14 protein-coding genes are annotated in these 15,547 nt (G+C 58.8%); 5 read left to right on the top strand and 9 right to left on the bottom strand.

What is annotated here, in order from left to right:
• Positions 1 to 115 precede the first annotated feature (115 nt).
• Together ACR0LN_RS21010 and ACR0LN_RS21015 are read left to right on the top strand one after the other, a co-directional pair.
• On the top strand, positions 116 to 1,129 hold the full coding sequence (locus ACR0LN_RS21010; RefSeq protein ID WP_480432475.1) for a helix-turn-helix domain-containing protein: 1,014 nt from the start codon (positions 116 to 118) through the stop codon (positions 1,127 to 1,129).
• 316 nt (positions 1,130 to 1,445) lie between these two features.
• Positions 1,446 to 2,444, top strand: coding sequence for a LacI family DNA-binding transcriptional regulator (locus ACR0LN_RS21015; RefSeq protein WP_480432476.1), 999 nt, complete (start codon positions 1,446 to 1,448; stop codon positions 2,442 to 2,444).
• Here the strand turns inward: ACR0LN_RS21015 and ACR0LN_RS21020 are convergent, their stop codons facing one another.
• Complete coding sequence (locus ACR0LN_RS21020) at positions 2,445 to 3,578, bottom strand: Gfo/Idh/MocA family protein (protein WP_480432478.1); 1,134 nt, start codon at positions 3,576 to 3,578, stop codon at positions 2,445 to 2,447. It lies immediately after the preceding gene.
• A gap of 36 nt (positions 3,579 to 3,614) precedes the next feature.
• Positions 3,615 to 4,718: a Gfo/Idh/MocA family protein gene (locus tag ACR0LN_RS21025; RefSeq protein ID WP_480432480.1), complete on the bottom strand. Its 1,104-nt coding sequence runs from the start codon at positions 4,716 to 4,718 to the stop codon at positions 3,615 to 3,617.
• Between the two features lie 111 nt (positions 4,719 to 4,829).
• Between ACR0LN_RS21025 and iolC the strand changes: the two genes are divergently transcribed.
• The 3 genes from iolC to ACR0LN_RS21040 are packed head-to-tail and all read left to right on the top strand — an operon-like array spanning position 4,830 to position 7,492.
• Positions 4,830 to 5,810, top strand: coding sequence for a 5-dehydro-2-deoxygluconokinase (iolC, locus tag ACR0LN_RS21030; RefSeq protein WP_480432482.1), 981 nt, complete (start codon positions 4,830 to 4,832; stop codon positions 5,808 to 5,810).
• A 9-nt stretch (positions 5,811 to 5,819) separates the two neighbouring features.
• The gene (locus tag ACR0LN_RS21035; RefSeq protein WP_480432483.1) at positions 5,820 to 6,656 is read left to right on the top strand and encodes a 5-deoxy-glucuronate isomerase; all 837 of its coding nucleotides are present in this window, start codon (positions 5,820 to 5,822) and stop codon (positions 6,654 to 6,656) included.
• Positions 6,653 to 7,492, top strand: a complete 840-nt coding sequence (locus ACR0LN_RS21040; RefSeq protein ID WP_480432485.1) for a class II fructose-bisphosphate aldolase — start codon at positions 6,653 to 6,655, stop codon at positions 7,490 to 7,492. Before ACR0LN_RS21035 ends, ACR0LN_RS21040 begins: the two co-directional genes overlap by 4 nt.
• A 93-nt stretch (positions 7,493 to 7,585) precedes the next feature.
• On the opposite strand, the gene iolB is transcribed toward ACR0LN_RS21040, so the two are convergent.
• The 7 genes from iolB to ACR0LN_RS21075 form a co-directional block, all read right to left on the bottom strand.
• Positions 7,586 to 8,392 (bottom strand): 5-deoxy-glucuronate isomerase, encoded by an 807-nt coding sequence (gene iolB / locus ACR0LN_RS21045; RefSeq protein ID WP_480432486.1) that lies wholly within the window; start codon positions 8,390 to 8,392, stop codon positions 7,586 to 7,588.
• Between the two features lie 46 nt (positions 8,393 to 8,438).
• Positions 8,439 to 9,620, bottom strand: coding sequence for a phytanoyl-CoA dioxygenase family protein (locus ACR0LN_RS21050; RefSeq protein WP_480432488.1), 1,182 nt, complete (start codon positions 9,618 to 9,620; stop codon positions 8,439 to 8,441).
• Between the two features lie 47 nt (positions 9,621 to 9,667).
• A complete protein-coding gene (gene iolE, locus ACR0LN_RS21055; protein WP_480432489.1) occupies positions 9,668 to 10,567 on the bottom strand; it encodes a myo-inosose-2 dehydratase in 900 nt (299 codons plus the stop codon).
• Positions 10,564 to 12,396 (bottom strand): 3D-(3,5/4)-trihydroxycyclohexane-1,2-dione acylhydrolase (decyclizing), encoded by a 1,833-nt coding sequence (gene iolD / locus ACR0LN_RS21060; protein WP_480432491.1) that lies wholly within the window; start codon positions 12,394 to 12,396, stop codon positions 10,564 to 10,566. The genes iolE and iolD overlap by 4 nt, the downstream gene beginning before the upstream one ends.
• A gap of 85 nt (positions 12,397 to 12,481) precedes the next feature.
• Positions 12,482 to 13,300, bottom strand: a complete 819-nt coding sequence (locus tag ACR0LN_RS21065; protein WP_480432493.1) for an ATP-binding cassette domain-containing protein — start codon at positions 13,298 to 13,300, stop codon at positions 12,482 to 12,484.
• 1 nt (position 13,301) lies between these two features.
• A complete protein-coding gene (locus tag ACR0LN_RS21070) occupies positions 13,302 to 14,426 on the bottom strand; it encodes an ABC transporter permease (RefSeq protein WP_480432495.1) in 1,125 nt (374 codons plus the stop codon).
• Between the two features lie 81 nt (positions 14,427 to 14,507).
• Positions 14,508 to 15,449 (bottom strand): sugar ABC transporter substrate-binding protein, encoded by a 942-nt coding sequence (locus ACR0LN_RS21075; protein ID WP_480432497.1) that lies wholly within the window; start codon positions 15,447 to 15,449, stop codon positions 14,508 to 14,510.
• Positions 15,450 to 15,547 lie beyond the last annotated feature (98 nt).

The raw sequence follows: 15,547 nt of genomic DNA on the forward strand, positions 1-15,547 counted from the left end.
CGCCCGCCAGCGCCCGAAACCATCGTCCCGATGGATCACAGGCCGATGATGCACTAACAATCAACTTGGACCAGTCAGATGAGGCTGCTCAAACAAGCATTTGATCCTAAAGAGGGTGACGGGATTGCCTTTCAACTCCACCTCTCAAGAGCATAGCGAGGGCTTTATTCGCCTCACCTTAGCTGCTCCGTTTCTGCAACATCTCATCGACCATGAGATCGATCCGCAACCAGCTTTGGATCAGGTCGGCTTGAAGGCCAAACTGTTGTCTGACCCATCTGTCTATGTGCACTCAGAGCTGGTCTACGGTCTGTTAAATGCCTTCTCAGACTTGTCAGGGGATCGATATCTTGGACTGAATGTAGGTGAGACTTTTGATCTGGAAGGATGGCCTCCGTTCGCCCAGGCCCTGCAATCTACAAAGTCACTGTTCGAGTTTTTTGCCCGTTTCGTGGGGCTTGTACCACAGGAAACCAATTCTGTGCGGCACAGCCTTGTCATTGAAGCAGACAAAGCGACTTATCGTATCGAGAGGCAACAGGAACCAACTGTTCCACCCATTCAGGTGACCGGTTTTGGTGCGGCAATCTATGTACGTCTATTGCAAACCGTCGTCGGAGATTTCTGGGATTCTTCCCGCGTGCGATGGGAAAGCAGATATATCAATGGCTTGCCTGTCGACTACAAAGGGATCGAGGTTGGCCTAGGGACTGATCCCGGAATGCAAATTAGTTTTCCTGTGGAATGGTTGTTTTTGCGCCATGTCTCTGAAGGTTCTGCCAAGCCCTTGGCCTCGCCTCAACAAGATGAAGAAGTAACCGTGGTGGCAGCTTTGCGATCTGTCTTACGCGACAAACTGGATGAAACCGATTTGGGACCAAAGGTGGTGGCTGGATTGCTTGGAATACAGCCGGAACGGTTTCTGAAAGCGCTTCAGCAACAAGGCACAACGCTACCGCGCGAAATCAAACGGCTGCGTGTCGATGTCGCCAAGGAGCACCTCAAGGGAGACCAGATGACAATTACCGAGATTGGTCTGATGCTCGGTTATTCTGACAAGTCCCATTTCACTCGCTTTTTCCGAGGTCAAACCGGAATGACACCAACCAAGTTCCGCCTTGGTGCGTAGTTGCGTTGCGAATACTTGGATTGGTTTTCCTCTACTTAAAAAGTGCGGGTCGACAAGAATTTGCAACACATTTTTAGGAGCCCCTATCTAAGGATCGCAGCGGGACAATTGCCCCATAGCCCCTGCGGCAGTCGATGCAGCGCTGCGTTTAAACCGGAAACGTCTGGACATTCTAGTCTCTCATCACCCACCAATCCACCGATTGACTATTAAACAGCCGCCGCCTTGCAACCGATTGCAAGTTCTGGCCGATGGTGCATAGTATTTCCCCTATGACATCGCTTTATAGCCCTCCTTCATTCTGCGGGTGCTCGTCATGAGTGTTACGCTGAAAGACGTCGCCGCGCTGGCCGGTGTGTCGCGCTCGGCCGTGTCGCGTACCTTTACCGAAGGCGCGTCGGTTTCGGCCAAGACCCGCAACAAGGTCGAAAAGGCCGCGAAAGAGCTGGGGTACAGTCCCAATGCCCTGGCGTCCTCTCTGACCACCGGACGAACCAAGCTGATCGGTCTGATCTCGAACAACTTTCACAACCCGATTTTTCTTGAGGTGTTCGACCAATTCACCCGCGCCTTGCAGGAACGCGGGCTGCGACCGTTGATCGTCAACCTGACGGATGAAACCGAACCTGCCAACTCGGTGCGGATGCTACGGCAATATTCGGTGGATGCCGCCATCGTGGCCTCATCAACCCTGCCACCCAGCTTCGCCAAGGCATTCCACGATGCGGGCGTGCCGGTGGTGCATACATTCGGGCGTTCGGCAACCTCGCCCGAGGTCCATGTGGTGGGAATCGACAATGTCGAATGTGGGCGCATGGCGGCCCGCGAGCTGCTGGCGCGCGGGTATCAGCGTGTGGCGTATCTGGGTGGGCCAAAGGACGCGACCTCGGCCATGGACCGATATCGTGGGTTCATGGAAGAGGTCGAAAAACACCCTGATCTTGAAGTGTCGCATTCTTTTGCCGGCGCCTATTCTTTCGAAGCCGGACGCGCCGAGATGCTGCGCCTTTTGGCGGGCGCCCCTGCCGAGGGTTATTTCTGCGGCGACGACATTCTGTCCATCGGAGCATTGTCTGCCCTGCGCGACCACGGATTAAAGCCGGGCAAGGATGTCGGCGTCATCGGCCTGAACGACATGGAGATGTCGCGCTGGGAGAACATCGACCTGACGACGATTCATCAGCCGATCAAACAGATCATCACCTCGTCCGTTGATCTGGTCGAGGAGATGCTGAAAGAGCCTCAGAGATACCCCGAGGCTCGTATCTTTCCCTGTCGGGTTATCGAACGGGGCACATTGCAGCCCCGCCTATAATCAGCGGAACATCGGCGGGCGCGCGTCTTTCCAGGCACCCTCTTCTTTCCCCGACGCCACGGCAGCGTGGACTGCGGCGATTGAGCGGACTCCGTCCGCCGCCCCCGGCAGGCCATCCCGGATTTCACCCCGGATCGCGTCGGCCAGATCGCAATAGATGTTGGCCACAGCCAACGGAAACCCTTCGGGATGCGCAATGGCGACACGGGACAGGCGCTGCACTTCGTCATGCAACCCGCTTTCCCCCTTTTCGATGATCTGCGTGCGCCCCCCAACAGGCGTATAGATCAGCTGGTTGGGTTGCTCGGATTCCCAATGCAAACCACCTGTCTCACCAAACACCTGAATGTCGAACCCGTGCTGCCGCCCGATGGCCACCGACGAGGTCCACAGACGTCCCACGGTGCCGCCCTCCATACGGAAGTTGATCATGGCGTCATCTTCCAACTCACGGCTTGGAATGGTCGAAGCCATATCGGCAGACAATGTCTTGACCTCGTCGTCACAGATGAAGCTGGCCATGTGCAGTGCGTGGATACCGCAATCGGCAAACTGGCCTGAAACCCCTGCCATTGCAGGGTCATAGCGCCAACGGACACGGGGGTTGTCGGCGTCCGTGGCGTCCCCGTGATGGCCGTGGCTGAAACTGGTCACGACCAAGCGCACCTTTCCAATTTCCCCGGCCCGCACCATCGCACGCGCCTGCCGGACCATCGGATAGGCGGAATAGCAATAGTTCACCGCGCAGATTTTGCCCGAGGCTTCGGCAACGCGGACGATCTCTTCGCCCTCTTCCACCGTCATGGTCATCGGCTTTTCGCACAGCACATGGAACCCAGCCTCAAGAAACGCCTTGGCGATCTCGAAATGAGTCGAGTTCGGCGTGGCGATTGTTACCAGATCAATCCGGTCGTCGCGGTCCTTTTCTCCGGCCAGCATTTCCTGCCAGTCACCATAGGCGCGGTCCGCGGCAACCCCCAGACGCTGCGCGTATTCCCGGCCCACATCCGGGCGATGATCCAGCGCGCCGGCAGCGAATTCGAACATCCCGTCTGCCAACGCCCCCAATCGGTGGGCTGGACCAATCTGGCTGCCTTCGCCGCCACCAATCATGCCCCATCTCAGCTTTGCCATGGTACTTGTCTCTCTTAAGGGTTTACTTTTGCGCGATCAGAAATCGCTTATGTCTTGCCATGTCTGACGCTCGGACGAGGCCAACGCGGCGGCCAGCACCCGGTTGACCTCATGCCCGTCGCGGAAGGTGGGCCAGATCGGTTGGCCGGTATGGATCGCCTCAAGGAAATCCTTTGCCTCGATGATGATCTGATCCTGATAACCGGTTCCATGGCCCGGACCCTGACAGAAGGGTTCGTAATCGGGATGCGCCGGGCCGGTCAGGATTTTGGTGAAACCACGCTGGGCCTCGGGGCCTTCGCGGCGATAGAACCACAGCGCGTTCTGGTCTTCCTGATCGAACCGCAGCGCGCCTTTGGTGCCGGAAATTTCATAGGCGTAGCCCATTTTCCGCCCGGTTGAGATACGGCTGACATAGATATTCCCCATCGCGCCGTTCTGGAACCGACACATAATCTGGGCGTGGTCGTCATTGGTGACCTTGCCGCCGGGGCGGGTGTCGTGGACGGTTTCAACCTCTGCCATCACGGCCTTGATCGGTCCCATCAGGGCCAAAGCGCCGTTGACCATATGCGGGGCGAGGTCACCAATCGTGCCGTTCGCCATGCCCGTGGTGCGCCACGTAGCTGGTGCTTCGGGATCGGCAAAGAAATCTTCGGTGTGTTCCCCCCGGAACCAAGTGATCTCGCCCAGCTCACCATCCGCGATCAGCTTGCGCGCGTATTGCGTAGCTGGCGTGCGGACATAGTTGAACCCGACCATATTGGTGACGCCTGCCGCCTCAGCAGCGGCGACCATCGCCGCTCCGTCTTCCATCGACGCGCCCAGAGGTTTTTCGCACAGCACCGGCTTGCCCAAAGCAAAGGCCGCCTCGGCGATCTGATGATGGGTTTCCTGGGGCGAGGCGATGACCACGGCCTCGACCGCCGGGTCATTGACCAACACCCACCAATCCTCGGTCGCGCGTTTGAACCCATAGGCCACCCGATACCGCTCGGCGCTTTCGGGGCTTGAGGCGCAGATCATCTCAAGACGCGGGCGCAGCGCCGTGTTGAACACCGCCCCTACAGCCGACATAGCGACTGAATGGGCCTTCCCCATATAGCCGCCACCTACGATTCCAATTCCGATTTCAGGCATCTGTAACGGCTCCGAACATATCATTTGCAACCGGTTGCAAAATCAGTATCGTGTGAATCGATTCAGCGCAAGGTCCAAACTTTGCCGACCCCACTTGCCGGAGGATATGACGTGAGCGCTTTGATAGACGGTATCAAAGGAAACCGCTTTGCCGTGCTGGGGCGCGCAGGCATGGACCTGTATGCCGACCCCATCGGCGTGAAAAGCGAGGATGCCGATACGTTCCACGCCGATCTGGGCGGGTCATCCGCGAATATCTGCGCGGGTCTGGTCAAGCTGGGCAGTCAAGCCTCACTGATCACCTCGATCTCGGATGATGCGGTGGGGCGGTTCTGTCTGAACCGGCTGCACCATTACGGCGTGGACACGTCCTATATCCGCGTTCTGGGGGGTGAATACCGCATGTCTCTGGCTGTTTACGAAAGCCGGATCGACAATTTTCAGAACGTCATCTATCGAAATGGCGCGGTCGATTTTCAGGTCACCGTAGAAGACATGGACAGGGTCGATTTCACAGCCTTTTCAGCCGTGATCTCTGCCGGCACGGTATTTGCCGCCGAACCCTCGCGCAGCGCCACGTTCCGCGCCTTTGACAATGCCCGCGCGGTGGGCCTGCCGATTATCTTCGACATCGACTATCGCCCCTATAGCTGGCCCTCGCCCGAGGTGGCCGCAGACGTGCTGTCCCGTGCCGGAGAGGCCAGCGACCTGATCGTCGGCAATGATGAAGAGTTCGGTTTCATGGCTGGCGGCCTCGACAGGGGTTTCGCCAAGGCCAAGGAACTGGCCGAGAAACCGGGCCGTATCGTCATCTACAAGATGGGTGAGAAAGGCGCGGTCACGCTGGTCGACGGGCAAGAAATCCACACCGGCATCTACCCCATAACCGCCGTCAAACCCAACGGTGCGGGTGACAGTTTCATGGCCGGACTACTGGCCTCAGTCGCAGCGGGGCATTCGCTGGAGGACGCAGTCATGCGCGGCTCGGCCTGCGCCTCGATCGTGGTGTCGCAGCCCGGTTGCGCACCTGCCATGCCCACGACGCCGGAACTGGATACGTTTCTGGCAGAACATCCCGGCCCGACCACATAGGAGTTTCCCATGCATATCGCGCCCTACGACAATCAGAACAAACCTATCGTCGACGCCGACGACCCGACGGTGCCGCTGAACTATTTCAACATCGTGAAACTAAAAAAGGGCGATGCATTTGAATATCAGGTGCCGGGGTATGAGACCTGCATTGTGCCCGCGACCGGCAGCGTGGATGTCGACGTCGCAGGCGTACAATTCTCCAAGCTGGGCAACCGGGGCGAAGATGTCTGGGATGGCGAACCCCAAGGTGTTTACGTTCCGGTCGGCGCCAAAGTGCAAATGGTCTGTGTCTCGGACGAGACCGAAGTGTTCATCGCCGGGGCCAAGTACGACAAGGTGCTGGACCCGTTCGACGTGCGCGAACATGACCTTGTGCAATATGGCAGCGACGACACCAAAACCCATCGCAAGATCAAACACATCCTGGGCCAGAAGCAGCATGGCAAGGTGGGTCGATTGTTGGTCAGCGAACTGTTCACCGTTGGTCAGGGCGGCTGGTCCGGCTTCCCCAGCCACAAGCACGATACTAATCGCTTGCCCGATGAGTCTCGACACGACGAGACCTACAATTTCCGCTTCAAACCCAATTGGGGCTCGGGCCTGCAGATGCTGCAGCGCGAGGATAACGAGCCGGGTGACGCTTATCACATCGTCGATGGCTCGACGATCTGCATCGACACGGGCTATCACCCCTGCTGCGTTCTGCCGGGGTATGAGATGTACTATTTCACCATCCTCGGCGGCCTCAGCCAGCGTTCATTGGTGCAGTATTTTCAACCAACCCACGCCTATCAGATCGAGACGATTCCGGGCATCAAAGACATGATCGCGAAGTTCAAATGACCCTCGTCACACTGAAAGACGTCCTGCAACCCGCATATGAGCAAGGCTACGCCGTTGGCGGCCTTGTGACTCTGGGCTGGGAAGATATGCGCGCCTATGTTGCCGCCGCCGAGGCGGAGAATGCGCCCATCATATTGCAAGCAGGCCCCAGCTGCCGCGAACACACGCCGCTGCCCATTCTGGGGAAGATGTTCCGTCACTTGGCTGAAAACGCCTCGGTCCCTGTCGTGGCCCATCTGGATCATGGTTACACGTTTGAAGAGTGCAAGATCGCGTTGGACAGCGGCTTTACCTCGCTGATGTTCGACGGGTCTCGCAAGCCCTTGCAGCAGAACATCGACGAAACCGCCGCAATTGCCGAAATGGCCCATGCCGCTGACATCTCGTGCGAGGGCGAGATCGGGTTCGTCGGCTATTCCGGCGGAGAAGGATCAAACGGCACTGACCCGGCCGAGGCAGCTCAATTCGCGCGCGAAAGCGGCGTGGATGCAATGGCAATTTCGGTCGGCAACGTCCACCTGCAACAGAACAAGGAAGGCGGTCTGGACGAAGACCGCATCCGCCAGATCGACGCCGTGACCGAGGTGCCTCTGGTCATCCACGGCGGCTCTGGCGTTCCGATCGACCAGCGCAAGCGCCTCGCCCGCGAAACCTCGATCTGCAAGTTCAATATCGGGACCGAGCTGCGCATGGCATTTGGTGCCGCCCTGCGCGAGGCGGTGAACAGCGACCCTGACAGGTTCGACCGCGTGACCATCTTGAAGGAAACGCATGACCCGGTCGAAGCCGCCGCGCGCACCGTTATTCGCGCCTTTGGAGCGCCACCGCAAAGGTAAAGGCTTGGCGTAGATCGCGCACCCCGATGCACCCTGCCCTTTCGGCAGCGAAGACGGACGCCTTTCAGGCTGGAATAGCGGCAATCTCGGGCGTCATCCGTCGCGTTCCATGATCCATTCGACCTCGGGGGCCGGGACGAACCGCCATTTCCGTAACGGGCCAGCCATGACGTTCAGATAATACATCTCGAACCCATAGGGGGCTCCGCAAGGGTGATGACCACGCGGGACGGTCACAACATCGCCATCCGACACCGCCATCGTCTCATCCAACTGACCGTCATCTGTATAGACCCGTTGGATGCCGAACCCGTTGCCAGGGTTCAGGCGGTGGTAATAGGTTTCCTCCAAATAGGTAATCCGGGGGAAATCATCCTCATCATGGCGATGGCTGGGATACGAGGACCAGTGGCCGTTCGGTGTGAACACCTCTGTCACCAGCAGGCTGTCGGCATAATCCTCAGCCTCCATCGCGATGTTGTTGATGTAGCGTGTGTTCACGCCCTTGCCGCGCTCGGTCAGGGTGATGCCGTCGGGGCCGATGCGGCGCGCTTCGTGGCCGCCTTTGCCGGGGGCTGAACACACGGCAATGACACAATCCGTTTCCGCCACGGCCTCCCATTCGGTGCCATTGGGCAGGTAAAGACAATGGGGCGGCGTCTTTTCAAACACAGTCATCCGGTCCCCCAGAACGCCCCAATCCTGCCCGGCCCCGGTAATCTGCGCCTTGCCTTCAACCATGACCAGAATAACCTCACGATCGCCGGTCGCCTCGGTGGCTTTGTCGCCTGCACGCAGGTGAAAAAGGCCGAACCCAACATACCGCCACCCAGCGCTTGCCGGAGTGATGTCGTGGACCTTACCGCGGGTTCCAAAGGGTTTTTTAAGCAGATCTGCCATGTTTTTCTCCTTGGAGGGCAGCACCGAGGACCGCCCGGTTCTTGTGTCAGGCAGCTTGCCTTTGATGCAAGGCCGAGAGCGCCTCGGCCAGTTGCGCTTCATCCCAGCATTCACTGATCGCACGGCGCAGAATGTCAGCCTGACTTGCAGGCGCATTGCCCCCGATCGGTGGGTCCGTGTCCAGGTTGGTCGGGAACGGATACCCTTCAGCGGTCGCAGCAATCGCGGCGTCCAGTTCCGCAACGCTCAGATCGCCGCGTTGTTTCAGCGCGACGAGGCAGGGGAACACTGCTTGTGACATGGCCCGACGGTCAATCGCCTCCATCGCGCGCCCGAAGGCCGATGAGATTTGCAGCAGGTTCGCCATACGGTGAATTTCGGCACTGCTATTTTCACCTGCCGCGTGGAACAGCGCTGGGTTGAAAAACACCGCATCGCCTTTGGACAGAGGTAGCTGAACATAGGTTTCCTCGAAATGATCCCGATGGGCGGCATCGTGAAACGCCAGATAGCCCGGCGGATAGAGCTGCGAGAACGGCAACAGCTTCGTCGGCCCGCTTTCCACTGGCATGTCGCAATGGGCAACCGCGCCCTGCAACGTCAAAGAAGCGGTGACAAGGTGTGCATGTGCGGGGAACCGAGCGGCACTATCCGCGCTTTGGAATCCAAGGTGGTAATCCCGATGTGCCTGTTGCGCCTTACCGCCGGGGCGCACCTGATTGACCTGTGCTGTCATCTGATAGTACGGCCCAAGCCACGCTTCGCAGGCGGCGGCGATGGACGTGTTCCCAAAATACAACGCGAAGCCTTCGGGATCGCGCAGGCATTGCTTTTGCAACGCATTCCAGATCCGGTCATTGGCACCCGACGCGGCAAAGTGATCGCCTTCACCGGCTCCACTCCGACGCTCCTCGTCGATGATCTGATGAAACACATCCGTGGCCCGATCAACAACCGACGTATCAGGATAGGCCCCTTTCAGAGCGATCACCCCGGCGGACTTGTCCAGAACCCACCCCCATTCTACCAGCAAGGCTCGTCGCTTGTCGGGCTGTTCCAGCACCGGACGCAATGCCCGCATGTCATAGACGGGCACATTCTTTTCAACCGATGCGGCATAGGGCACCGCGTCAACCGAAAGGTTCTGAGAGGTCAACACCTTGAATTCATCCAGATCACAGGACTCCCGGTCAAAATAGCCGACATATCCAAGCTCTTGATTCACCATGACGTGCTCCTTTCTCATGGCTTCGGTGTTGCCCTTGGGGCGGTGTGTTAAGCGGCGATCTCCAATCCTGCCTGCGTGCAAACCTCGACAATGTGGTCGTAGCCCATCTTGGAATACTCATAGGGAGGCGCTTTGGCCGGGTCCTGCTCGGCCTCGACCACAATCCAGCCGTCATAGTCCATCGACTTGAGTGCATTAGCAACGGCTTGAAAATCAATGCAGCCATCGCTGGGTACGGTGAAGGCCCCGGCAATCACTGCATCCAGAAAGCTGCGGTTGTTTTCGCGCGTGTCCTGAACGTTCACCGGGCGTATATCCTTGAAGTGCACGTGATGTACCCGATCGCCCCATCGGTTTAGCGTTGCCATAACATCGCCACCGCCGAACAGCATATGGCCGGTGTCAAAACACAGCTTCACCTCGGGGCCTGAACCCTCCATCAGCCAGTTCACGTCATCTTCGCTTTCGATGATTGTGCCCATGTGATGGTGATAGGCCATGGTCATACCCTGATCGGCCATCCATTTCGCCAGTTCGGTGATCTTGGCAGCATAGGACAGAACCTCATCCCTCGACAACTTCGGACGGTCGTTGACCGGCGTGCCGATCTGCCCCTGCACAGTGTTGGAACACTCGGCATAAACAATGCACGGGCTGTTCAGGGCCACGAACTGCTCGACCTGTTCGCGCACGGCCTCGCGTTCCGTCGAGAAATCGTTGACCAGCGACGCGCCGGAACACCAGCCGCCGCAAAGGGCGATATCGTTGCCTTCGAGGTAAGCGCGCAGCCCTTCGGTATCGCTGGGCATCCGCTGTCCGCGTTCGACACCTGTATAGCCGATCTCGCGCGCCTCTTTCAGCGCCTGCTCCATCGTGTAGGCGGCAGTCAGGTCCGGCAGATCGTCATTCTGCCACGCGATCGGAGAGATCCCGATTTTCACGCTCATTTCGTGTTTCTTTCCTTGATGGCGACTTCATAGGCCGCACGTTTTTCGTTCACTTCGGGACGGATGCTGACCTCGGGCACCGCCACTTCCCACCACGTGCCGCCATATTCTGTGGACGGGTAGGGATCGGTGTCGATGACCACTACATAGGGGCCTTTGATGTCACCGCGTTTGGCCAGCGCGTCCTCAAGCTCGGCAATCGAGCTGACCTTGACCGAGGTTGCCCCCATTGCCGCCGCGTGGGCCGCGAAGTCGATGGCCGACGGGGTCTCATGTACGGCGTGATCCAGCAGGTTGTTAAACTCGGCCCCACCGGTGCCCATCTGCAAGCGGTTGATGCAGCCGAAGCCCCGGTTGTCGGTGATTACAACGGTGAAGGACACACCCATCATTGCGGCGGTCGCCATCTCCGAGTTCGCCATCATGTAGGTGCCGTCACCGGTAAAGCAGATCACATCCCGATCCGGCTGGGCCATCTTGATGCCCATCGCCCCGGCGATCTCGTACCCCATGCAGCTGAACCCGTATTCCATGTGATAGGCGCCGGGTCGCGGTGCTTTCCATAGCTTGTGCAACTCGCCCGGCATGGTACCCGCTGCACACATCACAACGGTATCATTATGTGAAGCTCGCTGAACTGCGCCCACCACCTGCATATCGGTGGGCAGAGCATTGCCGTCACCGGGCGCGTCAGTCAGCTTATCGACCTTACCAAACCATTCCGCCTTCAGAGTGTCTGCTACAGGCTCGGCCCGATAGCCTTGCAACGCCGCTCCCAGCTCTTCCAGCCCGACAAGCGCGTCGGATTGCAGCGGCATCGCTCCATGCTTCTCGGCATCGTAAGCGGCGGTGTTCAGGCACACCATCTCACGCTCGGGGTTCGAGAACAGACCCCATGAGCCGGTGGTGAAATCCTGCAAGCGCGTGCCAACAGCCAGCACCAGATCAGCCTCGGCGCAGACGTCATTGGAAGGCTCGCCGCCGGTCACTCCAACGGGTCCGAGGTTCAGCGGGTGATCCCATGCCAGTGCCGATTTACCCGCCTGCGTTTCGGTGATCGGAATGTTGTGGGTTTCCACAAAACTCTGCAACGCGTCGGTTGCGCCCGAGTAATGCACCCCGCCTCCGGCCACGATCACCGGGCGCTTGGCCGCCTTGATCGCGGCGACAGCGCGGGCCAATTCGCCTTCATCCGGGCGGATACGGCGCTGATACCAGACGCGCGGCTCGAAGAAGGTCTCGGGATAGTCATAGGCTTCGGCCTGTACGTCCTGACAGAAAGCGAGCGTCACCGGTCCGCAATCTGCAGGGTCCGTCATAGTGCGGAAGGCGCGCGGCAGGGCGGTCAGCAGATGCTCGGGCCGTGAGATGCGGTCGTAGTACCGGCTGACCGGGCGGAAGCAGTCATTGGCGCTGACAGTGCCATCGCCAAAATTCTCGATTTGCTGCAGCACCGGATCGGGGCCGCGTGTGGCGAACACGTCGCCGGGCAGCAATAGAACCGGCAGGCGGTTCACATGCGCCAACGCTGCGGCCGTCACCATGTTGGTCGCCCCCGGCCCAATCGACGACGTGACCGCCATCGCCCGTGTCCGCCGCATCTGCTTGGCATAAGCAATGGCGCAATGGGCCATGGTCTGCTCGTTATGCCCGCGATAGGTCGGCAGGCTGTCTTTGACAGCGTGCAGGGCTTCGCCCAGCCCTGCCACGTTGCCGTGGCCGAAAATGGCCCAGACGCCTGCGATGAAAGGCTCTCCGGCCTCGTTCATCTGCGCGCCCAGATAGCGCACCAAAGCTTGCGCTGCGGTCAGTCGGACTGTTTTGCCCATTGTGATCCCTTTCAACACAAGGCCGTTTTGGCCAATCCTGAATTTTCGTTAGATGTTGGGCCGTGGCCCTGAATGGGGGAACGGCTTAAACCGTTCCACCCAGCGAGCCTTCCAGCTCGGCCAGTTCCTGACCACCTGCCATCAAATCCTGCAACTCTTCGGGCGTGATCTCTCCACGCCTTGCCGTACCCAAGGTCTGACCCCGATTGAGAACGGTGAACCGATCCCCCACAGCCAACGCATGACGCACATTGTGGCTGATGAACACCACGCCCACACCCTGACTGCGCACCTTGTCGATGGTCGCCAACACGTTCGAGGTCTGACGCACCCCGAGGGCCGAGGTTGGTTCGTCCAGGATCAGAATCTTCGCACCGAAATGCACAGCACGAGCAATCGCCACTGTCTGGCGTTCACCGCCTGACAATGTGCCCACGGCCTGATCCGGGCCACGCAGGTTGATGCCCATCTTGCGCATCTCTTCCATGGTGATCTCATCGGCCAGCTTCTTGTCGAAGAAGTTGATCCCGGCCACTTTGCGCGTCGGCTCGTTGCCCATGAAGAAATTACGGCTGACGCTCATCAACGGGATCATCGCCAGATGCTGGTGCACCGTCGCAATCCCTGCCGCAATTGCATCGCGTGGGTCTTCGAAATGCATGGGCTTGTCTTCGAAGAAGATCTCACCCGCCGTCGGTTTATGCACGCCGGACATGGTCTTGATGAAGGTCGACTTGCCCGCACCGTTGTCGCCGAGAAGGCAATGGCATTCACCCGGCTTCAGATCAAAACTGACACCCGCCAGCGCAATCACCGAGCCAAAATGCTTTTGAATATCGACCATGCGAATGATCGGCTTTTGACCCTGCGCGTCGCCGTGATGGAATTTGGTATCTTCGGTCATCTCAGCGTTCTCCTGTGATGATGCGACGGATATAGGTGTTCAGGATCACAGCACCCAGTAGGATCACGCCCAGGAAGACCCGGAACAGCGAGCTTTCCACACCGGCAAAGAACAAGCCCTGCTGGACCACGCCAAAGATCAGCGCGCCCAGCGCCGCGCCCAGAACCGAGCCATATCCGCCTGTCAGCAAGGCACCACCAATGACCACGGCAATGATCGCCTCGAATTCCTTCAGAAGACCACGATCGGCCCCGGCTGAGCCGAACTCCATCACCTGACAGGTGGCAAAGACGGTTGCGCAGAAAGCGGTGAACATAAACATCAGGATTTTGACTTTGTTAACCGGCACGCCCGAGTTCCGGGCCGCCTCGGCATCGCCACCAGCGGCAAAAATCCAATTGCCGAACTTGGTCTTGGTCAACAGCACATGGCCAAAGATGATGATGACTATGGCCCAGATGATCAGCATGGGAATGCCGTCTACGACGGGCTGGCCCTGACGTGACCCCCGCTCGAAAACCTCAATCACGCCGTTATCGCCGAGCCAGACAAATAGCCCCTGCCCGACCTTGCCGCCAAAGACCGACGCCAGCCAATCGCCCTCGGCTGCATCTTTGATCCCACCGATGATGGTTTTGCGCTCGATTGTCTGCGGCAGGTAAATCGTAAAGCCGCGCAGAATGAACAGAAACGCCAGCGTCACGATGAAACTGGGCAGACCCGTGCGGACAACGATGTAGCCGTTCAGCGCCCCTATGGCGACGCACAGGACAAAAGTGACCATAATCGCCATCCAGACCGGCCAGCTCATGGTGACCGAGAAGATGGCGATCATCATCCCCGCGAACCCGATCATCGACCCGACAGACAGGTCAAATTCACCCGCGATCATCAGCAGGCAGGCACCTACTGCGATGATCATGAATTGTGCGGAAACAACCGACCAGTTCATCACCCCTTGGGCGGTGAACATGCCACTGTCGAAGGCAAAAAGCAGGAAAAAGGTGAACACGGCGACGGTACCGACCATCCCACCCAATTCGGGACGGATCAGAGCGCGGCGCAGCGGTGAGATTTCTTTGATCCGTTCGTCGCCGCCTGCCGTGGATTGAGCTGTCTCAGACATCGTGGTCCTCCCTCGCGCGGGGTTCTGAGTTTTTGGGGTGCAGCGGGCACACCGAACAGGTGCCCGCTGCGCCAGAGAAGATCAGCGGTATTCGCCCGCGAACTCTTCGATCTTGGTCAGGCCGTCAGCGGTTACAAAACCCGGACCCGAGTTGATGTTGTTGCCCGGCAGAACGCCATAGCGGTGGTAGTTGGTCAGCACCACAACCGGCAAATAAGCCTGAAGGAAGGGCTGCTGGTCGATACCCCACTGGATGGTTCCGTCCTTGATGCCTTTGACGATTTCACCGCCCAGATCGAACGTGCCGAAATAGATGTCTCCGGCCATACCGTTTTCCTGCAGCGCCAGAATGGTCGGATCAGCCGAGGTCGGGCCAAGTGTCAGCACCGCATCCGTATCGGGGTTGGCCGACAGATAGGCCAGAACGCGGTTCTTGATCTCGGCAGGGTCCTGCCCCGCGTCGATCATCTGCTCGCCGAGTTCGACACCCAAACCATCCGCGAAGCCCTGACAGCGCTCCTGACTGGACGGCTGCACGATATAGTGGTTCACGCAGAGGAACGACCCGATGCCGTCAGCCTTGGCCCGCTGACCTGCAGCAAGGCCCGCGTCATATTCAGGCTGGCCCACATACATCAGGGCACCTACTTCGCGGGCCTTTTCCGGCGTACCGGTGTTCATGATGATAACGTCGATCCCGGAATCAACTGCAGCCTTGATCGGACCTTCCAGAATATCGGGATCGGCCAACGTGGTAATGATCCCGTTCGGCCCTGACGCCGCAGCCTGATCAATGATCCGTGCCATATCGGCCAAATCGCCTGTAGGCGGGTTGCGATATTCCACCTCGACACCCATCTGCTCGCCCGCAAGCGCGATGCCGTTTTTGATCGTATTCCACCAGCTGTCGCTGTCAGGGGCGTGGCTGACCAGAATGTACTTCTCCCCTTCCGCAGCAGCGCCGGTAACAGACGCCAGCGCCAATGCGCTGGCAGCCAAAGCGCTCTTTACGAACTTATTCATTTGGTTTCCTCCCATAAGAACAGTTTGTCTTTTTGCCGGGGTCTCAGCCCCAATCATTCGGACGGACCGAATCTCCTCCACTCCGGAAGCTGGCGGAG

It is taken from the genome of Ruegeria sp. AA6 (genome assembly GCF_056542865.1).

Bases quoted from the DNA above. Each gene is read 5' to 3' on its own strand.
- ACR0LN_RS21025 (WP_480432480.1), bottom strand. From the start codon at position 4,718: ATGCCTGAAATCGGAATTGGAATCGTAGGTGGCGGCTATATGGGGAAG.
- ACR0LN_RS21050 (WP_480432488.1), bottom strand. From the start codon at position 9,620: ATGGTGAATCAAGAGCTTGGATATGTCGGCTATTTTGACCGGGAGTCC.
- ACR0LN_RS21035 (WP_480432483.1), top strand. From the start codon at position 5,820: ATGCATATCGCGCCCTACGACAATCAGAACAAACCTATCGTCGACGCC.
- ACR0LN_RS21070 (WP_480432495.1), bottom strand. From the start codon at position 14,426: ATGTCTGAGACAGCTCAATCCACGGCAGGCGGCGACGAACGGATCAAA.
- iolD (WP_480432491.1), bottom strand. From the start codon at position 12,396: ATGGGCAAAACAGTCCGACTGACCGCAGCGCAAGCTTTGGTGCGCTAT.
- ACR0LN_RS21020 (WP_480432478.1), bottom strand. From the start codon at position 3,578: ATGGCAAAGCTGAGATGGGGCATGATTGGTGGCGGCGAAGGCAGCCAG.
- iolB (WP_480432486.1), bottom strand. From the start codon at position 8,392: ATGGCAGATCTGCTTAAAAAACCCTTTGGAACCCGCGGTAAGGTCCAC.
- ACR0LN_RS21015 (WP_480432476.1), top strand. From the start codon at position 1,446: ATGAGTGTTACGCTGAAAGACGTCGCCGCGCTGGCCGGTGTGTCGCGC.
- ACR0LN_RS21065 (WP_480432493.1), bottom strand. From the start codon at position 13,300: ATGACCGAAGATACCAAATTCCATCACGGCGACGCGCAGGGTCAAAAG.
- ACR0LN_RS21040 (WP_480432485.1), top strand. From the start codon at position 6,653: ATGACCCTCGTCACACTGAAAGACGTCCTGCAACCCGCATATGAGCAA.
- ACR0LN_RS21075 (WP_480432497.1), bottom strand. From the start codon at position 15,449: ATGAATAAGTTCGTAAAGAGCGCTTTGGCTGCCAGCGCATTGGCGCTG.
- iolE (WP_480432489.1), bottom strand. From the start codon at position 10,567: ATGAGCGTGAAAATCGGGATCTCTCCGATCGCGTGGCAGAATGACGAT.